Annotated in this window: 16 protein-coding genes and 1 tRNA gene; 12 read left to right on the top strand and 5 right to left on the bottom strand. The window is 67.7% G+C overall.

Annotated elements, in window-relative coordinates; all coding sequences use genetic code 11:
* Positions 1–125: 125 nt before the first annotated feature.
* A complete protein-coding gene (locus AC1Q6P_RS13485; RefSeq protein ID WP_492664367.1) occupies positions 126–767 on the top strand; it encodes an MBL fold metallo-hydrolase in 642 nt (213 codons plus the stop codon).
* A gap of 11 nt (positions 768–778) precedes the next feature.
* On the opposite strand, the gene AC1Q6P_RS13480 is transcribed toward AC1Q6P_RS13485, so the two are convergent.
* Entirely contained in the window at positions 779–1,105 is a 327-nt protein-coding gene (locus AC1Q6P_RS13480; protein ID WP_492664366.1) for a DnaJ family domain-containing protein, read from the bottom strand.
* 337 nt (positions 1,106–1,442) lie between these two features.
* On the opposite strand from AC1Q6P_RS13480, the gene AC1Q6P_RS13475 reads away from it, so the two are divergent.
* Together AC1Q6P_RS13475 and AC1Q6P_RS13470 are read left to right on the top strand one after the other, a co-directional pair.
* Complete coding sequence (locus tag AC1Q6P_RS13475) at positions 1,443–2,006, top strand: PEP-CTERM sorting domain-containing protein (protein ID WP_492664365.1); 564 nt, start codon at positions 1,443–1,445, stop codon at positions 2,004–2,006.
* A gap of 200 nt (positions 2,007–2,206) precedes the next feature.
* On the top strand, positions 2,207–2,872 hold the full coding sequence (locus AC1Q6P_RS13470; protein WP_492664364.1) for an MlaC/ttg2D family ABC transporter substrate-binding protein: 666 nt from the start codon (positions 2,207–2,209) through the stop codon (positions 2,870–2,872).
* Positions 2,873–2,874: 2 nt separating this feature from the next.
* Here AC1Q6P_RS13470 and AC1Q6P_RS13465 read toward each other — a convergent pair whose 3' ends face one another.
* Together AC1Q6P_RS13465 and AC1Q6P_RS13460 are read right to left on the bottom strand one after the other, a co-directional pair.
* Positions 2,875–3,468: an NADPH-dependent FMN reductase gene (locus AC1Q6P_RS13465; RefSeq protein WP_492664363.1), complete on the bottom strand. Its 594-nt coding sequence runs from the start codon at positions 3,466–3,468 to the stop codon at positions 2,875–2,877.
* Positions 3,465–4,244 carry an arylamine N-acetyltransferase family protein gene (locus AC1Q6P_RS13460; RefSeq protein WP_492664362.1) on the bottom strand — a complete coding sequence of 260 codons (780 nt, stop codon included), beginning with the start codon at positions 4,242–4,244 and terminating at the stop codon, positions 3,465–3,467. The genes AC1Q6P_RS13465 and AC1Q6P_RS13460 overlap by 4 nt, the downstream gene beginning before the upstream one ends.
* A gap of 154 nt (positions 4,245–4,398) precedes the next feature.
* Between AC1Q6P_RS13460 and recC the strand changes: the two genes are divergently transcribed.
* Genes recC through AC1Q6P_RS13435 form a run of 5 tightly spaced genes read left to right on the top strand, consistent with a single transcriptional unit; the run spans position 4,399 to position 17,661 of the window.
* On the top strand, positions 4,399–8,040 hold the full coding sequence (recC, locus tag AC1Q6P_RS13455) for an exodeoxyribonuclease V subunit gamma (protein ID WP_492664361.1): 3,642 nt from the start codon (positions 4,399–4,401) through the stop codon (positions 8,038–8,040).
* Positions 8,037–11,828, top strand: coding sequence for an exodeoxyribonuclease V subunit beta (gene recB / locus AC1Q6P_RS13450; RefSeq protein ID WP_492664360.1), 3,792 nt, complete (start codon positions 8,037–8,039; stop codon positions 11,826–11,828). The genes recC and recB overlap by 4 nt, the downstream gene beginning before the upstream one ends.
* A 2-nt stretch (positions 11,829–11,830) precedes the next feature.
* The gene (gene recD, locus AC1Q6P_RS13445; RefSeq protein ID WP_492664359.1) at positions 11,831–13,804 is read left to right on the top strand and encodes an exodeoxyribonuclease V subunit alpha; all 1,974 of its coding nucleotides are present in this window, start codon (positions 11,831–11,833) and stop codon (positions 13,802–13,804) included.
* Between the two features lie 36 nt (positions 13,805–13,840).
* Entirely contained in the window at positions 13,841–14,992 is a 1,152-nt protein-coding gene (locus AC1Q6P_RS13440; protein WP_492664358.1) for a metallophosphoesterase family protein, read from the top strand.
* Positions 14,989–17,661 carry an AAA family ATPase gene (locus AC1Q6P_RS13435; RefSeq protein WP_492664357.1) on the top strand — a complete coding sequence of 891 codons (2,673 nt, stop codon included), beginning with the start codon at positions 14,989–14,991 and terminating at the stop codon, positions 17,659–17,661. The genes AC1Q6P_RS13440 and AC1Q6P_RS13435 overlap by 4 nt, the downstream gene beginning before the upstream one ends.
* 192 nt (positions 17,662–17,853) lie before the next feature.
* Here AC1Q6P_RS13435 and AC1Q6P_RS13430 read toward each other — a convergent pair.
* Together AC1Q6P_RS13430 and ispB are read right to left on the bottom strand one after the other, a co-directional pair.
* Positions 17,854–17,930, bottom strand: a tRNA-Pro gene (locus AC1Q6P_RS13430).
* Positions 17,931–17,983: 53 nt separating this feature from the next.
* Positions 17,984–18,913, bottom strand: a complete 930-nt coding sequence (gene ispB / locus AC1Q6P_RS13425) for an octaprenyl diphosphate synthase (protein WP_271010032.1) — start codon at positions 18,911–18,913, stop codon at positions 17,984–17,986.
* Between the two features lie 377 nt (positions 18,914–19,290).
* On the opposite strand from ispB, the gene rplU reads away from it, so the two are divergent.
* The 4 genes from rplU (at position 19,291) to proB (ending at position 22,297) form a co-directional block, all read left to right on the top strand.
* Complete coding sequence (gene rplU, locus AC1Q6P_RS13420; protein ID WP_102767905.1) at positions 19,291–19,602, top strand: 50S ribosomal protein L21; 312 nt, start codon at positions 19,291–19,293, stop codon at positions 19,600–19,602.
* A 49-nt stretch (positions 19,603–19,651) separates the two neighbouring features.
* Positions 19,652–19,909 (top strand): 50S ribosomal protein L27, encoded by a 258-nt coding sequence (gene rpmA, locus AC1Q6P_RS13415; RefSeq protein WP_102767904.1) that lies wholly within the window; start codon positions 19,652–19,654, stop codon positions 19,907–19,909.
* Between the two features lie 178 nt (positions 19,910–20,087).
* Positions 20,088–21,182, top strand: coding sequence for a GTPase ObgE (gene obgE / locus AC1Q6P_RS13410; RefSeq protein ID WP_102767903.1), 1,095 nt, complete (start codon positions 20,088–20,090; stop codon positions 21,180–21,182).
* Positions 21,179–22,297: a glutamate 5-kinase gene (gene proB, locus AC1Q6P_RS13405; protein ID WP_102767902.1), complete on the top strand. Its 1,119-nt coding sequence runs from the start codon at positions 21,179–21,181 to the stop codon at positions 22,295–22,297. The genes obgE and proB overlap by 4 nt, the downstream gene beginning before the upstream one ends.
* The last annotated feature ends 89 nt before the right edge of the window (positions 22,298–22,386 follow it).

Below are 22,386 nucleotides of genomic sequence, written 5' to 3'. Positions count from 1 at the left end.
CCGCCCGCGTTCCCCAAGCGCGACAGCTCACTTCGAAACTTTGACTTCACGCCGTTCGCTGCCGCCCCCTGAGACTTCGATAATTTGCCAGTCACTTCGAAACTTTGTTCTCAGCCTCCTTCATCATGACCCTGCGCTACCAAATCATTCCCGTCACAGCGTTCCAGCAGAACTGTTCCCTGGTCTGGTGTGACGAGACGCTGGAGGCGGCGGCGATCGACCCTGGCGGCGATCTCGCGCGCATCCGGGCGGTGGTGCAGCAGCAGGGGGTGACGCTCCAGGCGATCTGGTTGACCCATGCACACATCGACCATGCCGGCGGCACGGGGCAGCTCTCGCGTGAGCTGCAGCTGCCCATCATCGGGCCGCATCCGGGCGATCAGTTCTGGATCGATGGGCTGCCGCAGCAGAGCCAGATGTTCGGTTTCCCCGCCGCCGAGCCCTTCACGCCGACACGCTGGCTGGCCGACGGCGATACCGTGCAGATCGGCCGGCAGACCTTGAACGTGCGCCATTGCCCGGGTCACACGCCGGGCCATGTGGTGTTCCATTCACCCGAGATTGCGCGCGCCTTTGTGGGCGATGTGCTGTTTGCCGGCAGCATCGGCCGCACGGATTTTCCCGGTGGAGACCACGCCACCTTGCTCGCCTCGATTCGCGAGCGACTCTGGCCCATGGGTGACGAGACCGTGTTCATCCCTGGCCACGGGCCGGAGAGCAGCTTCGGCGCCGAGCGGCGCAGCAACCCGCATGTGCGGGATCGCTGAGGCGTCTCAGCTCATAGCTGGCCGTGGACGCGCAGTGACTCCAGCCGCAGGCTCAGGCTTTGCTCCAGCTGGCTGAGCTGGGTCTGCAGATCGCGTCGCAGGGCCTCGTCTTCGCAGCTGGCGATGCGGGCTTGCAGCGCCGCCTTGTCGCGAAACAGGCCCACCTCGGCCGGCGCGTGGCCTGCGTTCTTCAGGATCTTGAAGCTCATGCGCAGGCTCTCCGGCGTGGCCTGCCAGGCCTCGTCCTCGGGCAAGGGTTGCCCAAAGCCTTGGGCTGATTGCAGTTCGCCCGACTTCAGTGCTGCTTGCAGGTGCTGGGCAATTTCCTCGTCACGCATGACTTGACCCTTCAGCTCTCGCTGGGTGACTGGCTTGGCAACAGGCCTTGCCAGCGCCCAGTGTAGAAGAAGACAAGACTTCGGGCGGGCGACATGCGCCCCGCGGCCGCGCTGCGTCGGCGCGTGAATAAACCCAGCCACCGAGTTGCGGGGGGTGTGGGCAGGCCAGGCGCCGGCAAAATCCGCATCCGGTCAAACCCGCATCCGGCGATGGGCGGCGCACCGTCCGGGGCTTGGGCTCAAGCCCTCTGCCGGAACCGCGGGGACCCAGAACAAGCCTGTGCCCGATCGAGCATGGCATCGATGCAGTCCACCCCTGAGGGAGAAAGAACCCACCATGTCCACGTCGAAATCCATCCTCCGCAAGACCTTGATCGGCGCCGCAGCGGCGCTGACGCTGATCTCTGCCCAAGCCGGCCCGGTGAGCCTGAGTTATTCAGGCGTGGGCACCAGCAGCTGGTGGGCTTCAGCCAAGGCCACTGGCACCGGCACTTTTGAAACCAATTCGGGCAGCTACAGCGGCGCGATTGCCCTGGCCGATCTGAAGAGCTTCAGCTTTCAGCTGAAGATTGAGCTGAGCGGTGCCACGGAAACCTACACCTACCAGCTGAGCGATCTGGAGGACTTCACGGCCGAGGTGAGCGGTGGCAGCTTCACCAGCCTGACGCTGGATTCGAACCTTGTGCACGGCACCCCGAATGGCTGGCAAAGCCTGAGCATCCTGGGCTTGGGCGTCAACCAAGCCCGCAGCCACCATTTCGACATTCCCGGCCCCTTCACCATCGGTCAGCTGAGCGCGACCCTGGGCCCGGACAACCATGTGCCCGAGCCGGCGACCCTGGCCCTGACCCTGGCCGCCCTGGGTCTGGCGGGTGTGGCCGGGCGCCGTAAAAAGGCCTGATCCTCTCGGGAGAGGGGGCCACGGGCGCGCCTGACGCTGCCCGAGAGCGCGCCGCGCGGCACTGCCGCCGGCGCGCTCATGTTTTCGGCAGCTGGCTTTCAGAATCGGCAGACCGCCGAGCCGCTGAGCTTGGGTTTGATGGCCGCTCCGGCCCCATCCGCGCTGCTGCGGCTCGCTGCTCAAGAAGGAAACCGTTCGCCATGAAAGACTTTGCTGCCTCCTCCACCCTGGCCCGCCGTGGCCGCGCCGCCCTGGCCTCGGGCTTGCTGGCGCTGATGGCCATCAACCCGGGCCTGTCGCTGGCAGCGGACGCCAGCGCGCCCGACATCTTGATCCGTGAGCTCTCGCAAGAGACGGTGGAAGCCATCAAGGCCGACAAGGCCATCCAGGCCGGTGACTTGCAGCGCATCGTCAAGCTGGTCGACGAAAAAATCATGCCGCACGTGGACTTCGACAAGACCACGCGCAGCGCCCTGGGCCGCCACTGGAACCAGGCCACGCCCGAGCAGCGCGAGCGTCTGAAGACCGAGTTCAAGGGCTTGCTGCTGCGTGTGTACGCCGGTGCGCTCTCGCAGTTCAAGGATCAAACCATCCGCCAAGCGCCGCTGCGCCCGGGCGCCACGGAGGGCGGCCAGGTCGAGATCAAGACCCAGATCGTCGGCAAGGGCGAGCCGGTGCAGCTGAACTACAGCCTCGAGAAGTCGGAGGCCGGCGTCTGGAAGATCTGGGACTTCAATGTGCTCGGCGCCTCCATGGTGCAGACCTACCGCAATCCCTTTGCGCAGGAAGTCAATGCCAACGGCATCGAAGGCTTGATCAAGATGCTGGCCGAGAAGAACAAGAAGCCGCTGCCGGCCAAGGCCTGAACTCAGCGGGTCAGGGGACGGCTGGCCACAAAGCCGGCCAGTTCGCCCATCAGCCGGCGCAGGCGGCGCTGTGCCGCTTCATCGCGCAGCGCCAGTGCGTCATCAAAGTCGCCGTCGTCCAGGGTCAGGCGCGTCGGCGCCAGCCAGGCACGCAGCTCCTGCACGCAATGGGCCATGCCGCCCAGGGGTGAGCTGTCGGACAGGCTCACCAGGCCGACCGCACAGCCTTGCAGATAGGGCCGCGGGTCGCGGGCCAGCAGCTGCATGAAGTCCAGCGCGTTCTTGAAAACCCCGCTCATGGCGCCGTGGTAGGCCGGGCAGGTCCAGAGCATTGCGTCGGCGCTGCGGAATGCCGCGACCAGGCGCTGCAGCGAAGCCTGGTGTTCGGCCGGGTAGTCCGCCAGCGCCCAGTCGGGCCGGTACATGGGCAGCTGCAGCTCGCGCACATCGAGGGTTTCACAATTCAGCCCCAGTTCAGCCGCCATGGCCATGCCGGCGCGCAGGGCCGCTGCCGACAGAGAGGCGGCTCGCAGGCTGCCGCCTAGGCCGACGATCTTGCCGCGCGGTTGATGTGTGGCTGGTTGCGTGTCACTCATGCTTGGATTCCGAAATGGTCGAGCAAGGCCTGTTGACAGGCCGCTTCCGAAGGCAGCAGGCTTTCGGTCTTGAGGCCTTCGGCCGAGGTGAGGATCAGGCGCAGATCGCTGAGGCTGATGCGGCCGCCATCGTCGGTGGCCCGCGAGCAGATGCGCTTGCGCGTGAAGTGCGAGTCGGGCGAGCTTTGGTGGAAGCGGCACATCGGCTCGAAATCACTCAAGTCTCGTGCCTGCAAGTTGAAGCGGTATTCGTCGCTCCAGCTCGCGCAGGCCTCGTGCTCAGCGGGGAGTTGCTGCAGTGTGCGAACGCCGCCCAGCGCCTGAATGCGGTAGACATGGCGGCCCTGCCGGCTCGGCGCTGCCTTGGGTTCAAGCGGCAGCGGCTGCAGAAAGCAATCGCCGAAACCGACATCGACCAGATGGTCGCCCTCGTCCAGATGCACGGCGAGGCAGAGGTGGTCGAACTCCGGCCCAAACGTGCTGTCGGCTCCTGCCACCTGCGCTGAGAGCAAGCTGACCCGGTAGCCCAGCTCACGCAGCAGCGCCGCGAACAAGCCGTTCAGCTCGTAGCAAAAGCCACCGCGGCGCTGCTCGACGATCTTGCGGAACAAGGCGGTCTCTTCGAGGACGATGGCTTCGCCCCGATGGATGCTGAGGTTCTCAAACGGGATCTGGCGCAGATGGGCCCATTGCAAGGCGGCCAGGGTGGCGAGATCGGGCTGGCGGTCGCCGCAGTAGGCCAAGCGCTGCAGATAGGCGTCAACGTTCATGCTCATGGGACACCATTGTGCGCAAGTGCGGCGCCCTCGCCCAAGGTCATGGCCGCTGGGCATGGCGGACTCTTTTCCAGAGCCGACCCAGTTCTGTGCTTGAATTTGGCCCGGCGCGAGGAACGCCGACCTTCGGCCAGAACAAGACCCTATCCCTTCCATGAGCGCACTCCCATCCACCGACATCACCCCCGGCCTGCTGGTCCTGCACGGCAACCGTGCCGAGCTGCTGGGCGATGCGGTGTTCGAGTGGCTGCGCCGCAGCCCTTTGCGCCCGCTGGAAGAAGAAGTGCTGCTGGTGCAGAGCAATGGCGTGGCCGAGTGGCTGAAGATGCAGCTGGCCAGCCAACGCGGCATTTGTGCCGCCACCCGCGTGGAGCTGCCCGCCCGCTTCATGTGGCGCAGCTACCGCCAGCTGCTGGGCCGCGAGACGGTGCCGCCGCAGTCGCCGCTGGACAAGCTGCCGCTGACCTGGCGGCTGATGCGCTTGTTGCCCGAACTGCTGGAATCAGCGGCAAGGTCCGATCCGCAAGCGGCCGAGGTTTATGCGCCCCTGGCCGATTTTCTGCAGCGCGGTGGCCTGGACCGGCGCCTGCAGCTGGCCCAGCGCCTGGCTGATTTGTACGACCAGTACCAGATCTACCGCAGCGACTGGCTGGACGCTTGGGGCCTTGGCCAAGATGTGCTGCCTGCCCAGCTGGCCCCGGCGGGCGAACAGCCGGACCTGCGCCAGGCCCCGCCCCTGGCGCCCGATCAACGCTGGCAGGCCTGGCTCTGGCGCGCCTTGCTGCAGCCGCTCTCGGCGGCCGAGCGGGCCGGCACGCGGCCGGTGCTGCACCAGCGCTTCATGCAGGCCTTGCAGGATGAGCGCCAGCCGCCGCGCGGCCTGCCGCGCCGCCTGGTGCTGTTCGGCATGACCCATGTGCCGCAGCAGACCCTGCAGGCCCTGGCCGCGCTGGCTCGCCATTGCCAGGTCATCCTGGCCCTTCCCAACCCCTGCCGCTACCACTGGGCCGACATCATCGACGGCCGCGAGCTGCTGCGCCAACAGCTTCGCGAGCAGCGCCGCCGCCAGCCCCTGCGCCAGGGCCGCGATCTGGCCGAGCTGCCGCTGGAGGAGATGCATGCCCACGCCCACCCCTTGCTGGCCGCCTGGGGCCGCCAGGGCCGCGACTTCGTGCGCGCGCTCGATGCCTTTGATGATGCGGCGCAGACCCAGGCCCGCTTTCCCGCGGCCAAGATCGACCTCTTCGATGAAGCTGCCGCTGAAGGCGAGGGCGGCAGCCTGCTGCAGCAGGTGCAGGCCCGCATCCGTGACCTGGTGCCCCTGGCCGAACATGCCGGCTACGGCCGCAGTGCGCCCGAGCCGGCCCTGCTGCAGGACCGCTCCATCGTCTTCCACATCGCCCACGGTGCCCAGCGCGAGGTTGAGATCCTGCACGACCAGCTCTTGAGCCTGCTGGCCGCGCCGCCACCGCCGGGCCTGCCGAAGCTGCAGCCGCGCGACATCGTCGTCATGCTGCCTGATGTCGAGGGCTTTGCGCCGGCCATCCGCTCGGTCTTCGGCCAGTACGCGCGCAGCGATGCGCGCCACATTCCTTTCGACATTGCCGACTTGAGCGAGCGCGGCAACAACCCGCTGATGGTGGCGCTGGAGTGGCTGCTGCGACTGCCGCAGGCGCGCTGCACCGCCAGCGAGCTGCGCGATCTGCTCGATGTGCCGGGCCTGGCCCAGCGCTTCGGTCTGGAGCCGGCCGATCTGCCGCGCCTGGCGCAGTGGATCAGCGGCGCCGGCATCCGCTGGGGCCTGAACGCCGAGCAGCGCGCCAGCCTGGGCCTGGCGGCCTGCGGCGAGCAGAACAGCTGGGCCTTCGGCCTGCGCCGCATGCTGCTGGGCTTTGCCAGCGGCCAGGGCGAGGCCTTCCAGGGCATCGAGCCCTACGGAGAAATCGGCGGGCTGGAGGCGCATCTGGCCGGGTCGCTCGCCGATCTGCTCGGCGCCTTGCTGGACTGGCAGGCGCAGAGCGCCAGCCTGGCCACGCCGGCCGAATGGGCGGCGCGCGGCCGCGCCTTGCTGGAGACTTTCTTCGAAGCCAGCGACGAGCGCGAACGCCTGAGCCTGGCGGCGCTGAACGCCGGCCTCTCGGCCTGGCTGGAGGCCTGCGAGGCGGCCGGTTTCGTGGATCAGCCGGTGGACCTGGCCGTGGCCCGCGAAGCCTGGCTGGACGGGGTGGACGAGCCGGGCCTGAACAAGCGCTTCCGCGCCGGTGGCGTCACCTTCTGCACCTTGATGCCCATGCGCGCCGTGCCCTTCGAGGTGGTCTGCCTGCTCGGCATGAACGATGGCGACTACCCGCGCCGCAGCACGCGCAGCGATTTCGATTTGATGGGCCTGCCCGGCCAGCTGCGCCCGGGCGACCGCTCGCGTCGGCTGGACGACCGCCAGCTGCTGCTGGAGGCCTTGCTCTCGGCGCGGCGCCAGCTCTACATCAGCTGGAGCGGCCGCAGCGCGCGCGACAACAGCGAGCAGCCGCCCTCGGTGCTGGTCTCGCAGCTGCGCGACTACCTGGCCGCCGGTTGGGGTCAGGGCTTGCCCGAGGCGCTCAGCACCGAGCACCCGCTGCAGCCCTTCAGCCGCCGCTATTTCGAGCAGCCGGCCGACCCGCGCCGTTTCACGCATGCCCGCGAGTGGCGCGATGCGCATCTGCAGGCGGAGCCCTTGAGCAGCGAGCCCATCGGCATGGATGCTGCGGCCGAGGAGGAGCAAGCGCCGCTCAAGCTCGCCACCCTGGTCAGCTTTCTGCGCAACCCGGTGCGCGAGTTCTTCCGCCGCCGGCTCAATGTGCATTTCGAGGATGCGGAGGACGAGGCCGGCGAGGACGCCGAGGCCTTTGCGCTCGATGGCTTGCAGGACCACAGCCTGCTGGCCGGCTTGCTGGACCAGGTGCTCAATGCCCAGGAGCAGCGCCTGCAAAGCGCTGCGCCGCCACTCAATCAGGGTGATCTGGCCGCGCTGATCTGCCTGCAGGCCGCCCGCCTGCAGCGCGCCGGCCGCCTGCCCATGGCCGAGCTGGGCCGGCGTGAGGAGCAACGCCTGGCCGAGGAACTCCTGCCCATGCTCGACCGCTGGCTGCGCCTGCAGGCCGACTACCCCGATGCCGCGCCCAAGGCCCCGCTGCGCCTGGGCCCGCTGGACGATTGGCTCGACGGGCTGCAACAGGCCGGCGAAGGCCTGTTTGCCGAGCGCGTGTGGCTGCAGCTGCTGCCCAGCCGCCTGTGCGGCAAGGCCGCAGCCAAAGGCAAGCCGCCGGCGCTGCGCATGGAGCGCCTGATCGCCCCCTGGGTGCGCATGTTGGCGGCCAGCAGCTGCGGGTTCGACACCGTGCCCGGCGTGCTGGTCGGGCGCGATGCCTGGTTGCAGCTGCAGCCGCTGGGCCAGGAGGAGGCGCAGCCCCTGCTGGCCGATCTGATCGCCCTGTGGCAGCAAGGCATGCAAGAACCGCTGCCGCTGGCGCCCAAGACGGCGTTGGCTTTCCTCGATGCGGAGAAAGGCAAGCCGGCCGAGGTCTTCGAGGGCGGCAGATTTGCCTCGGCGGGGCGCCAGGCCATGCCGGGCGAGGGTGAGGAGATGAGCCTCACCCGCGTCTACCCGAGCTACGCCGCACTCAGCGCCGACGGCCGCTTTGCCGATCTGGCCCAGCGCCTCTTCGGCCCACTGCGGGCCTGGGCTGAGCAAGGTGTGGTGATGCAGCTGCATGAAGCCGTGCAGGGCGATGTGTCGAACCTGGAAGCCCAGCCATGAGCGAGACCGTGAACACGCCGGGCATTGCACTCGACCCCCTGAGCTTCCCGCTCTGGGGCAGCCGCCTGATCGAGGCCAGCGCCGGCACCGGCAAGACCTGGACGATTGCGGCCCTCTACCTGCGCCTGGTGCTGGGCCATGGCGGCGAGGAGGCGGCGTTTGAGCGCCCGCTGCAGCCGGCCGAGATTCTGGTGATGACCTTCACCCGCGCGGCCACGCGCGAGCTGTCCGACCGCATCCGCGCGCGCCTGCTGGAAGCGGCGCGGGTGTTCCGCGGCGAGATGGCCGCCCCCGATGGGCTGCTGCAAGCCCTGCTGGAGGCTTACCCGGAGGGCCCCGGCCGCCGCGCTGCCGCCTGGCGCCTGGCCGCCGCGGCCGAGGGCATGGACGAAGCGGCCGTGCACACCATCGACGCCTGGTGTCAGCGCATGCTGCGCGAGCATGCCTTCGACAGCGGCTGCCTGTTCGACGAAGAGCTGGTGGCCAACGAGCGCCTGCTGCTGGACGGCGCCACCCAGGACTACTGGCGCCAGCAGGTCTACCCGCTGGCCGGCGAACAGCTGGATGCCGTGTTCGAGGTCTGGCCCGGTGTGGCAGCGCTCGGCGCCGATGCCCAGGCCTTGATGGACCAGGAGTTGGACCAGGCGAGTGAGGGCGTCGGTTTTGAGCAGGCGCTGCCGGGCTCGCTGGGCGGCCTGGTCGAGCAGCTGCAAACTCGGCGGCGCGAAGCGCTGGCCTTGTTGAAGGACGGCTGGGTGGAGCGCGCCGAGGCCATGCAGTTGTGGCTGGACCTGCAGCTTGCGTCCAAGGACTGCGCTTTCAACAAAACCAAGCTGCACCAGCGCTACTACACGCCCTGGCTACAAACCTTGGCCGCCTGGGCGCAAGACCCGGCGCAGGAGTCCATGGATCTGAAGAAGGGCAGCACCCGCCTGCTGCCCTCGGGCCTGGAGGAAGCCTTGAAGCCTGGTGCTGCGCTGCCTGAACTGCCGCCCGAGTTCGCCGCCTTCGAAGAGTTGCTCGCCGGCCTGGCCGCCTTGCCCTCGGCCAGCGCGCCCCTGCGTCTGCATGCGGCCCTGCACATCCGCGATCGCCTGGCCGAGCTCAAGCGCCAGGACGGCAGCTTCGGTTTTGCCGACATGCTGCAGCGCCTGGACGAGGCCCTCGATGAAGCGCGGCATGGCGAGCACGCGCGCCGCCTGCGCGAGCGCATGCGGGCCCAGTACCCGGCGGCCTTGATTGATGAGTTCCAGGACACCTCGCCGCTGCAGACCCGCATCTTCGATCGGCTCTACCGCATCGCCGACAACGCGCGCGACAGCACGCTCTTGCTGATCGGTGACCCCAAGCAATCGATCTACGGTTTCCGTGGCGCCGATATTTACAGTTATCTGTACGTGCGCCGCCAGACTGAAGGGCGCCACTACCTGCTGGGCACCAACCACCGCTCGACGCAAGCCCTGGTTCAGGCCGTCAACACCGTGTTCGCGCGTGCCGAGGCCTTTGACGCCGGCGCCTTCTTGCTGGGCAGCGCGGGGCAGGCCAGCCCCTTGCCCTTCCAGCCCGTGGCGGCGCGTGGCCGGGGCGAGGTGTTCGTCAGCAGCCGCGGTGCTGTGCCGGCACTGCAGCTGTGGCTGGACCTGGATTTGCAAGACGGCCGTGCCAGCCAGCAGCGCTTTGGCGAGGTCTGCGCCGAGACCATCGTCGGCCTGCTCAACGATGAGAAAGCCGGTTTCTTGAATGAAACCCAGGGCAGCTTCCAGCGCCTGCGTCCGGCCGACATCGCCGTGCTGGTGCGCAATGCCCGCGAGGCCTCGGCCGTGCGCGAGGCCATGCGGCGCCGTGGCCTGGCCTCGGTCTATCTGTCGGACAAGGACTCGGTCTTCGCCAGCGATGAGGCCCGCGACCTGCTGGCCTGGCTGCGTGCCGTGGCTTCGCCGCTCGATGCCCGCCTGGTGCGCGCCGCCCTGGCCAGCCCCACCCTGGGCCTGAGCCTGGCCGAGCTGGCGGAACTGGCCCGCGACGACGAAGCCTTTGATCTGCGCAGCGAGCAGCTCAAGGCCTTGCACAGCGTCTGGCAGCAGCAAGGCGTCTTGAGCATGTTGCGCCAGACCCTGCACCGCCTGCAGCTGCCCAGCCGCTGGCTGGCCGCGGGCCTGACGTTGCAGGTCAGCGGTGAGCGCCGCCTGACCAATGTGCTGCACCTGGCCGAGCTCTTGCAGGCGGCCAGCAGCCAGCTGGATGGCGAGCAGGCCCTGATCCGCTGGCTGGCGGCCCAGATCGCCGAGCCCGGCAGCTCCGGCGGCGAGGAGCAGATCGTGCGCCTGGAGAGCGATGCCGATCTGGTCAAGGTGGTGACGGTGCACAAATCCAAGGGCCTGGAATACCCGCTGGTCTTCCTGCCCTTTGCCGCCAGCTTCCGCGTCGTGGACAAGCGCCGCGCGCGCTACGTCAAGCTGGAGCAGCAGCTGCATCTGGAGCCCGACGCCGAGCAGATCGCCGCCGCCGATCTGGAGCGTCAGCGCGAGGACCTGCGCCTGTTCTATGTGGCCCTGACCCGCGCCCGCCATGCCCTGTGGCTGGGCGTTTCGGCCCTGAAGGTGGGGCAGAGCGACGATTGCCAGGTGCACCGCAGCGCCCTGGGCTATGTGCTCGGTGGCGGTGTGCCGCAGACACCGGAGGAGCTCTGGACCTCGGCCGAGGATCTGGCCGCAGGCGATCCTGCGGGCATTCACTTGAACCGCCTGATCTACCGCCCGGACTGGCCCCGCAGCGCCCTGCAAGCGCGCGAGTCGGCGCCGCCGCTGCGCGAGGCCGAGGTGTACGAGGCCCAGTTCGAGCGCCGCTGGACTGTCAGCAGCTTCTCGGCCCTGGTGCGCGCGCTGAGCAGCGCCAAGGCGCCGGCGCTGGATGCCGGCCGCCTGATCAGCGACGCCGCCGCGCGTGACGACGAAGACCGCCTGGCTGACCCCGAGGCGGCGGCCCTGGCGGCGCTGGCACCAGCCGAAACCCAAACCGCAAGCAGCGTCAGCGTGCTGCCCGCCTGGCACCGCTTCCCGCGCGGCGCCTTTGCTGGCAATTTCCTGCACGATCAGCTGGAATGGTTGGCCGGTGAGGGCTTTGCCCTGGCCGAGTCCCCAGCTCTGCAAGCCCAGCTGCGGGCGCGCTGCGAGCGCCAGGGCTGGGGCAATTGGTCGGACGAGGTCTTGAGCTGGTTGAATCGCCTGCTGCAAACGCCGCTGCCGCCGCTGAGCGAGGGCGCTTCGCTCGCGCGCCTGGACGCGCTGCTGCCGGAAATGGAGTTCTGGTTCCCCAGCAGCGGGCTGAGCTCGCAGTCTATCGACGCGCTCTGCCGCCAGCATCTGCTCAGCGGCCGGCCGCGCCCGGCCCTGCCCGAGCGGGCGCTGCAGGGTTTGATGATGGGCTTTGCCGACCTGGTGTTCGAGCAGGGCGGGCGTTTCTGGGTGCTGGACTACAAGTCCAACGCCCTGGGTGAGCGCGATGCCGATTACGACCATGAGGCCCTGGAAGCCGCCATGGCCGAGCACCGTTATGACGTGCAGGCCGCCCTCTACCTGCTGGCCCTGCATCGCCTGCTGCGCCAGCGCCTGGGCGAGCATTACGACCCGGCCCAGCACCTGGGCGGCGCGCTTTATCTCTTCATGCGCGGCATGGACGGGCCCGAGGCCGGCTGCCTGTGGGTGCGGCCGCCTCTGGCGCTGCTGGAGGGGCTGGAGGCCTTGATCGACATGCAGCACCAGGAAGAAGAAAAAGAAGAAGAGGTATGACCATGGACCCGATCACGCCCTCCGCGCTGCAGCAGGAGTTGAAGACCTGGGTGCAGCACAAGTGGTTGCGCCGCCTGGACGCGGCCCTGGCCGGCTTCATGCACGAGCTGGACCCGCAGGCCGATGCGGCCGTTTTGCTGGCCGTGGCCTTGCTCAGCCATCTGGAAGGGCGCGGCCATGCCTGCCTGCCCCTGGCGCAGCTCTGCGAGGATGCGCCTGATCTGCTGGGCTGGGGCGCCGAGCCGGCGCAGCGGCTGGCGGAGCTGGATCTCCCGAAAACCCCGGCCGAGTGGACGCAGTGTTTGGCGGCCAGCCCCCTGGTCTGGCAGCCCGGCGCACCCGACAGCCACAGCCCGCTGGTGCTGCAAGGCCAGCGCCTCTATCTGCGCCGCTACTGGCAGTACGAGCAGCGTGTGGCCAGCCAGGTGCTGGCGCGCGTGGCCGCGACCGAGCGGCTCGACACCTTGGCCTTGCGTGCCTGGCTGGGCCGCTTGTTCCCCACACCGGCCGCGGGCCTGGACTGGCAGCAGCTGGCCTGCGCCGTGGCCTTGCGCAGCCGCCTGGCCGTCATCACCGGCGGCCCGGGCACGGGCAAGACCTACACGGCCGCGCGCCTGCTCGCTCTGCTGTTCGCGGTGCACCCGCAGCGGCGGACCCTGCGCGTGGCCCTGGCCGCGCCCACGGGCAAGGCGGCGGCGCGGCTCAAGCAGTCCATCGAGTCGGCGCTGCAAGGCCTGGCCGAGGCGCTGGCGCCGGACTTTGATCTGCGCGAGCTGGCCTCCCACATTGGCCCCGCGCGCACCCTGCATGCCTTGCTCGGCGCGCGGCCGGACACGCGCGCCTTCCGCGCCGATGCGGCCCATCCGCTGGAGCTGGATGTGCTGATCGTGGACGAGGCCTCCATGGTTCATCTGGAGATGATGGCGTCCTTGCTGGAGGCCCTGCCGCCCGGTGCGCGCTTGATCCTCTTGGGCGACAAGGACCAGCTCGCCTCGGTGGAGGCCGGCGCGGTGCTGGGCGATCTCTGCCGCGAGGCCGAGCGTGGCGGCTACAGCGCGGCCAGCGCGGCTTTTGCGCAGGCTGCGACGGGTCAGGTCTTGCCGGCCGAGTACTTGCAGGCCGAGCAACCTCAAGCCCTGGCCCAGGCCACGGTGATGCTGCGCGAAAGCCGGCGTTTTGGTGGGCCGATCGGCCAGCTGGCCCTGGCGGTCAACCGCGGGGATGTGGCGGCGGCTCAAGGCTTGATGGCGCAAGCAGAAGATCAGGCCTTGCTGCAGCTGCCCGCGCCCGAGCCGTCTGATGTCTTGCGCCTGACCCTGCAGGGGCGGCCCGGTGCGCCGGGCGGTTATGCCTCCTACCTGCAGGCCTTGCGCCAGCGCCCGCCGGCGGAGGCCGGCCTGCTGGCCTTTGAGGACTGGGCGCGTCGGGTACTGGGCGAATTCGAGCGCTTTCGCCTGCTCTGCGCCGTGCGGGCCGGCGTCTGGGGCACCGAGGGGATCAATCTGGCGGTGGAGCGGGCCCTGGCCGAGGCGGGCTTGCTCAGCCGGCGCGGCGAGTGGTACGAGGGCCGGCCCCTCATGGTCACGCGCAACGACCCCAGCGTCGGTGTGTTCAACGGCGACATCGGCATCGCGCTCAAGCCACACAAGCTGCTCGATGCCCAGGGCCTGATTCCCCTGCGCGCCTACTTCCTCGACGGCCCGCAGCTGCGCTCGGTCGGCGTGAGCCGGCTCAACGATGTGGAGACGGCGTTTGCGATGACGGTGCACAAATCCCAGGGCTCAGAGTTCGAACACACGGTGCTGGTGCTGCCCGAGCAAGGCGGTAGCCATCTGAGCCGCGAGCTGGTCTACACCGGCATCACCCGCGCCCGCAAGTTCTTCACCCTGGTCAGCCCCCAGGCCCAGACCTTCCACCAGGCCTTGCGCCAGCGCACCCGGCGGGCCAGTGGCTTGCTGGACTTGCTGGCTGTTTGAGTCTTCCTCACTGAAATTTTTTCACCCCCGCAGCCCATGCCCAGATTCCTGCACACCGCCGATTGGCAGATCGGCCGCTTGTTCAGCAGCTTCGATCCCGAGGATGCCTTGCCCTTGGCCGAGGCGCGCTTGGCGGCCGTGGAGCGGCTGGCTGCTTTGGCCTGCACGCATGGGGTCGATGCCGTGCTGGTGGCCGGTGATGTGTTCGATGCGCAGACGGTGTCGGAGCGCACGATTCGCCGCATGTTCAATGCCATGGCGGGTTTCAGTGGGCCCTGGGTGCTGATCTCGGGCAACCACGATGCGGCCCTGGCTGAAAGCGTGTGGACGCGTGCCCAGCGCCTGGGCGCGGTGCCGGCCCATGTGCATCTGGCCCTACGGCCCGAGCCCTTGCTGCTGGAAGCCTGCCGCACCGCCATCCTGCCGGCGCCGCTGAGCCAACGTCATACCTACGGGGACAGCACAGCCTGGTTCGAAGCGGCCGAAACACCGGCGGGCTGGCTGCGCCTGGGCCTGGCGCATGGCAGCGTGCAGGGCATCCTGGCCGAGTCCATGGTTGACGCGACCAACCCGATCGCGCCGGACCGCGCAGCGCGCGCGCGACTGGATTACCTGGCCCTCGGCGACTGGCATGGCGGCAAGCGCATCGAGGCTCGCTGCTGGTACAGCGGCACGCCAGAGCCCGATCGGTTCAAGGCCAATGACTCGGGCCAGGCCCTGTTGGTGGAGATCGACGCGCCAGGTGCGGAGCCGCGCGTGCAGGCGCTGCGCACGGCGCAGTTCGATTGGCTGGAGCTGAGTGCCAGCCTGCGCGTGGCCAGCGATCTGGACGGCTTGCTGCAGCGCCTGGAGGCCTTGCCGGCCCACACCGTGTTGAGCTTGCAGCTCGAAGGCCAGCTGGCGCTGGACCTGCATCAGCGCTTGAACGCCGCACTGGCCGTCTTGCGCGGGCGCCTGCGCCACCTGAGCGTGGAGGCCTCGGCCCTGAGCTTGGCGCCGACCAACGAGGACATCGCCGCCCTGCAGGCCGATGGCTATCTGGCCGAGGTCATTGCTGAGCTGCGCGAACTGGGGGCGGCCGGACGGGCGCCGAGCTCAGAGGAGCCGGGCGAGGCCGAGATCGCCCGCGAGGCCCTGGCCTTGCTGACCGCCACTCTGGCCCAGCGCCGCACGGAGTTGTCGGCATGAGCGCGCCTCTGCAACTGAGCCGCCTGCGCGTCGAGCAGCTGCGGCAGTTTCGGCAAGGTTTCGAGCTGGCGAACCTGCAGCCCGGCCTCAACATCTTTTGCGGCCCGAACGAGGCGGGCAAGAGCAGCCTGGTGCGTGCCATCCGTGCCGCGTTTTTTGAGCGGCACCGCTCATCGGCCGTGGGCGATCTGCTGCCCTGGGGCGACAGCAGTGCCGCGCCCAGCGTGGAGCTGGACTTTGCGTTTGACGGCCACCAGTACCGCCTGGCCAAGAGCTTTGGCAAGCGGCCGCGCTGCGACTTGCGCATCGATGCTCGGGGCCTGGAGGGCGCTGAGGCCGAGGACCATCTGGCCCAGCTCTTTGGCTACGGCTTCGCCAGCCGCGGCGCCAGCAAGACCGAGCATTGGGGCATTCCGGGCCTGCTCTGGGTGGAGCAGGGCACGGGCCAGGAGCTGCGCGAGGCCGCCCAGCATGCCCGCGAACACCTGCACGGTGCCTTGCAAAGCCAGGCCGAGCGCTTGGGGCAGGGCGCGGCCGCCCAGGTCGCGGCCAGCGGCGGCGATGCGCTGCTGAGCGAGCTGCGCGCCCAGCGCGGCGAGCTGCTCACAGCCACCGGCAAGCCTCGCGCCGAGCTGGAGCAGGCCGCCCAGCGGGTGCAGGCTTTGCAACAGTCGCTGCAGGATCTGGATCTGCAGATCGCCCGTTACCGCGAGGATGTGGACCGCCTGGCCCAGCTGCGCAGCCAGCACCAGCGCGATGAGCAGGAGCGGCCCTGGGAGCAGTTGCAGCAGCAGTTGCTTCAGGCCCAGCAGGCGCAAACGGCCCTGCAGCAGAGCGAGCAGCAACTGGGTGAGGCCCGCCAGCGTCTGAGTCAACTGCAGAACCAGCAGCAACTGCTGCAGCGCCAGCTCCAGGCTTTTGCCGAACAGGAGCGGGCCGCCGCCCAGCGCGAGCAGGCCCTGGCGCTGGCCAGCGAACAGCTGCAGCGAGCGCAGGCTGGCCTGGCCCCGGCGCGCGAGCAGTTCAAGCACAGCAGCGCCCAGGTGCGCCAGGCCCAGGCCCAGCTGCAACAGTCCCGCCAGGCCGAAGCCGCGCGCCAGACCCGACAGCAGCTGGAGGCCGCGCAGCATCAGCAAGCCCGCATGACCGAGGCCTTGCAATATGCCGAGGCGGCCCAGCAGCGCGTGGCCGCGCTGCGTGCGCCGCAGGCGCAGCAGCGGCCGCTAACCAAGGCTGACCTGGATGCCTTGCGCAAGCTGGATCAGCGTCTGCGCGAGCTGAGCTTGCAGCGCCAGGCCTTGGCCACCAGGCTGGAGTTCAAGCTGGATGTGGGCCAGCAGCTGCGTTTGCGCCAGGAGGGGCAGGCCGAGGCGGAATCTCTCGCGGGCCAGGGTCAGGTCTTGCTGGCTGCGCCGGGGGTGCTCGATCTGCCGGGTCTGGGGCGCTTGCGCATCACGCCGGGCGGCCAGGATCTGGACGGCCTGGAGGCTCGCTGGAGCGAGGCGCGAGCGGAACATGCCCTGGCGATGGAGCGTTTGGGCGTGCAGGACCTGGCCGAGGCGGAGAGTCGGTTTGCCGCCCAGCAGGAAGCCTTGGCTCAGCTCAAACTGGCCGAGCAGGCTCTGGCCTTGAGCGCGCCGCAAGGCCTGGCGCGGCTGCAGCAGGAGCAGGCCGATCTGCAGGCCCGGCTCTTGGTCTTGCAGGATGCGCTGGCGCAGCAGGCCGCCGGTGAAGCGGCCACTGCGCTCAGCGTGGCTGAGGCTGAATCTGCGCTCGACGCGGCCCAGCGCGTGGAAGAGGCGGCCCGCCAGCAGCTCGGCCGCCTGGAACAACAGCACAGCGCGATGGAGGCCCAGCAGCTGCAAGCGCAGCGCGAGCTGGAACTGGCCCGAGCTCAGTTGGCCGAGCCCGGTCGATTGGAGCGGCAGCGCGAGCATCAGCAGCAGTGGCTGGCCGGGGAGGCTGAGTTGGCGGCCCTGATCACACGCATCGAAACTTTGCAAGCCAGCCTGGACCGCGCGCGGCCGGACATCGTCCGGCAAGACATCGCGCGCCTGCAGCGCAGCGTTCAACAACTGCAGCAGGCCCATCAGGAGCTTGCGGTGCAGATCCAGCTGATCGAGCAGAGCTTGCAGCAGGCGGGCGCGCAGGGCTTGGACGAGCAGCGGGAGCAAAGCGCCGGGGATCTGGCGCGCGCCCAGCGTCGCTGGCATGAGCTGCGCCTGCGTGCCGCCGCGCTCGATCTGCTCTGCTGCAAGCTCGACGGCAAACGTCAGGCCAGCCTGGCCCGCCTGCAAGCACCGCTGCAGCAGCATTTGCAGCGCTATGTGCAACTGCTGTTTCCGGATGCCCGGCTCGATGTGGACGAGGCCTTGACGCCGGGCTTGCTCCAGCGCGGCGTCGAGAGCGGCGACTTCGAAGCACTGAGCTTTGGCGCCCGCGAGCAGCTTGGCCTGATCAGCCGCTTTGCCTATGCCGACCTCTTGCAAGAAGCCGGCCGGCCGACCCTGCTCATCCTCGACGACGCCTTGGTGCACAGCGATGCCCAGCGCCTGGCGCAGATGAAGCGCGTGATCTTCGATGCGGCGCAGCGCCACCAACTGCTGCTCTTCACCTGCCACCCGGAGGACTGGCGCGATCTTGGCGTCGCCCAGCGCAGCTTGCGTTGATCGCCAGCGGCCCGCGCGTGCAGTCTTGTGCACGCCCGGGCACTGCGCGCGGTTGCACGCGCAGGCAGGCAAACAAAAAAGGGATCTGGAAACAAAAAACGCTGCGAATGCAGCGTCGGATGTGTGGGCCAGTGGCCGTGGATTGCGAGGAATCCGATGGACGTCGTCAAAGCGACTTGAACAAGAATCAACTGGTCGGGGTGAGAGGATTCGAACCTCCGGCCTCTACGTCCCGAACGTAGCGCTCTACCAGGCTAAGCTACACCCCGATTTGTCTTTTGACTTGTTCTGCCGCTCTGCGCGGGTGCTATTCAAACGAGGTTTAAAAAGACCGCTCAACCGACTGAGCCGCAAATTCTAGCAGAGATTCTTGCCATTTGCTAGCAGGCAGCAAATTCAGGCAATCGCGGGCCAGTTTGGCTTCGGCACGAGCGGCCTCCCGGGTGGCGTCTAACGCACCGGTTGTGCGGACGATTTCCACGATCTCGCTCAGGCGCTCCAGCTCGCCATGCTCGATGGCATGGCGGATGAGCGCGCGCTGCTCGGGCGTGCCGCGTTCCATGGCGATCAGCAAGGGCAGGGTGGTCTTGCCTTCGCGCAGGTCGTCGCCGACGTTCTTGCCCAGGGCCTGGCTGTCGCCTTCGTAGTCCAGCACATCGTCGATCAGCTGGAAGGCGGTGCCCAGGGCGCGGCCGTAGCCGGCGCAGGCTTCTTCGACTTCGGGCGAGGCATCGGCCAGCACGGCGCCGAGGCGGGCGCTGGCTTCGAAGAGCTTGGCGGTCTTGTATCGGATCACGCGCAGATAGCTGTCGACGGTGATGTCCGGGTCGTGCATGTTCATCAGCTGCAGCACTTCGCCTTCGGCGATCACATTGGTCGCCTCCGCCAGCACTTCCAGCACGCGCATACGGTTCACCGACACCATCATCTGGAAGGCGCGCGAGTAGAGGAAGTCGCCCACCAACACGCTGGCAGCGTTGCCGAACAGGGCGTTGGCGGTCTGTTTGCCGCGGCGCAGCGAGGATTCATCGACCACGTCGTCATGCAGCAGCGTGGCGGTGTGGATGAATTCGATCACGGCGGCCAGCTCGAAACGCTCCGGCTTGTCGTAGCCGAGGGCGTTGGCGAACAAGAGCACCAGCTTGGGGCGGATGCGTTTGCCGCCAGCGTGAACGATATAGCCCGCGATCTGGTTGATCAGCGCGACGTCAGAGCCAAGCCGGCGGCCGATGACGGCGTCGACTTCGAGCATCTCGGCGTTCAGCGTGGCAAGGGCCTCGCTCAGCACGGGCTTGGGGGAGGGGGACGAAGCAGGCGCAGCGTGCACTCTCGGCTCTCAATTTGGCGAAGCTGCGATTATAGGAACAGCGCTGGCGCCCTTTCGCTTAGCGGTGCAAGTCTTGCTGCGCTGGAGCGATGGAAGGCAGGTCAGAGGTATCGCCAAGGAAACGCTGGGAGCTTGGCGCTTGTGATCTACGCTGCCCCGTGCTACACTCGCGGGCTCTGCGCAGTTCTTGCTGCAGAGCTTAGGCCTGTGCTGGTGCGTGAGAGGTAGGCGTCTTCTGGAGGCCTGCCGAAATCCGCAAGGGGTGCGCAACAAGCGCAGGTGGTTCAATTGAAAGGGCTGATATGTACGCGGTCATAAAAACCGGCGGCAAGCAATACAAAGTTGCGGCTGGCGAAAAGATCAAAGTAGAACAGATTGCTGCGGATGTTGGCCAAGAGATTGTGATCGACCAAATTTTGGCTGTCGGCAACGGCGCTGAACTGAAGGTTGGCACTCCCTTGGTTGCTGGCGCTAGCATCACTGCCACGGTTGTGGCCCACGGTAAGCACGACAAAGTGCGCATCTTCAAGCTGCGTCGTCGTAAGCATTACAAGAAGAGCCAAGGCCATCGCCAGACTTACACCGAGCTGCAAATCAGCGCGGTGAACGGCTGAGCAGCGGTCAAACGCTAACTTCTTCGCCAACAGTTCAAGGAGCTAATCCATGGCACAGAAAAAGGGCGGCGGTTCCACACGGAACGGCCGCGACTCCAAACCCAAGATGCTCGGTGTGAAGGCCTTCGGCGGCCAGACCATCTCTGCAGGTTCCATCATCGTGCGTCAGCGCGGTACCAAGTTCCATCCCGGCACCAATGTCGGTATCGGCAAGGACCACACGCTGTTCGCGCTGGTCGACGGCCAAGTGTCGTTCGCCATCAAGGGTGAGAACAGCCGTCAGACGGTGTTCGTGACTCCGGTCTGATCGTTTCCGAACGAGCACATCGAAGCACAGCGCGGGTGGAGGGCAGCAGCCGGCCACCCGTTGCCCAAAGCCCCGGCTTGCCGGGGCTTTTGCTTTTTGAGGCTGCATTTGCGATGCAGGGTTTTCACCCGCATTGCCTTACCATCGCCTCAAAAGGCACGGAGCAAGCGACAAGCTTATGAAGTTCATAGACGAAGCCACCATCGATATCGTGGCCGGCAATGGTGGCGCCGGCTGTGCGAGTTTCCGCCGCGAAAAGTTCATTCCTTTCGGCGGCCCGGACGGTGGTGACGGTGGGCGCGGCGGCAGCATCTATGCCGTGGCCGACAGCAACCTCAACACCCTGATCGATTACCGCTACGCACGCCGCCACGAGGCGCGCAATGGCGAAGCCGGCCGTGGCTCCGATTGCTACGGTGCTGCGTCCGAGGACGTGATCCTGCGCATGCCGGTCGGCACCATCGTGCGCGATCTGGAAACCGACACCGTCATTGCCGAGTTGCTTGAGCCCGGTGAGAAGATCTTGCTGGCCAAGGGTGGCGACGGTGGCTTTGGCAATCTGCATTTCAAGACCAGCACCAACCGCGCTCCGCGTCAGAAGACGCCCGGCTGGCCCGGCGAGGCCAAGAAGGTCAAGCTGGAGTTGCGGGTGCTGGCTGACGTGGGCCTGCTCGGTCAGCCCAATGCCGGCAAGTCGACGCTCATCACGGCCGTCTCGAACGCGCGCCCCAAGATTGCCGACTATCCCTTCACCACCTTGCATCCCAATCTGGGTGTGGTGCGCGTCGGTCCGGAAAAGAGCTTTGTGGTCGCCGACATTCCCGGTCTGATCGAAGGTGCGGCCGAGGGCGCCGGCCTGGGTCATCAATTCCTGCGTCACTTGCAGCGCACGCGTCTGCTGCTGCATGTGGTGGATCTGGCGCCGTTCGACCCCGCGGTCGATCCGGTGGCGGAGGCCAAGGCCATCGTCAACGAACTAAAGAAGTACGACCAGGAACTGCACGACAAGCCGCGCTGGTTGGTGCTGAACAAGCTGGACATGGTGCCCGAGGACGAGCGCGCCAAGCGCGTCAAGGATTTCATCAAGCGCTACAAGTGGAAGGGCCCGGTCTTCGAGATCTCGGCCCTGACGCGCGAGGGCTGCCAGCCGCTGATCCATGCGATCTACGACCATGTGGCCACGGCGCACAAGGTCCATGTCGAAGCCGACCCGCGCTTCCCCGACGGCAAGCCGGCCGCCGAGCTGGACGAAGCCGCGGAACAAAAGGCATGAGCCGCGCGCTTGCGGGCGCGCGCCGCATCGTCGTCAAGGTGGGCTCCAGCCTGGTGACCAACGAAGGCCGCGGCGTCGATGCCGAGGCCATTGGCAACTGGTGCCGGCAGCTGGCTGCCCTGGCGGCCGAAGGCCGCGAGGTGGTGATGGTGTCCAGCGGCGCCATTGCCGAAGGCATGAAGCGCCTGGGTTGGAGCACGCGACCGAAAGAGCTGCATGAACTGCAGGCCGCAGCAGCTGTCGGCCAGATGGGCTTGGCCCAGATGTACGAGAGCAAGCTGCGCGAGCATGGCATGGGCAGCGCCCAGGTCCTGCTGACGCATGCCGACCTGGCCGACCGCGAGCGCTATCTCAATGCCCGTTCGACCTTGCTGACCTTGCTGCAGCACCGCGTGCTGCCGGTCATCAACGAGAACGACACCGTCGTCAACGACGAAATCAAGTTCGGCGACAACGACACCCTCGGTGCGCTGGTGGCCAATTTGATCGAGGCGGATGCCCTGGTCATCCTGACCGACCAGAAGGGCTTGTACTCGGCCGATCCGCGGCGCGACCCGAATGCGCAGTTCATTGCCGAGGCGGTGGCGGGCACGCCCGAGCTGGAGCAGATGGCCGGCGGTGCCGGTTCGTCGTTGGGGCGCGGCGGCATGATCACCAAGATCCTGGCCGCCAAACGTGCGGCCGGCAGTGGTGCCAACACCGTGATCGCCTGGGGCCGCGAGCCTGATGTCTTGCTGCGCCTGGCTGCCGGCGAGGCCATCGGCACGGCCTTGCTGGCCAGCCTGCCCAAGCTGACAGCGCGCAAGCAATGGATGGTGGACCATCTGCAGCTGCGCGGCGCGGTCTCGGTGGATGCCGGTGCCGTGCTCAAGCTGCAGGCCGAAGGCAAGAGCCTGCTGCCCATCGGTGTGATGGAGGTGCAGGGTGAGTTCCATCGCGGCGATGTCATTGCCGTGCGCGACCCGGAAGGGCGCGAACTGGCGCGCGGCCTGAGCAACTACTCCAGCGCCGAAGCCCGCCTGATCGCCCGCAAGCCCTCGGCCGAGATCGGCCGTGTGCTCGGCTACGCGGCCGAGCCAGAGCTGATCCATCGCGACAACCTGGTGCTTCGCTGATTCGACTGAGTCAGGTTCACGCTTCAAAAGAAAAGCCTGCGGCGACCGAAAGGTCGGGCAGGCTTTTTTTAGGCTAGCGTTTGCATTGC

Source organism: Roseateles sp. GW835-FHT13E02 (assembly GCF_058794035.1).
This window is presented reverse-complemented; position numbering and strand designations above follow the sequence as displayed.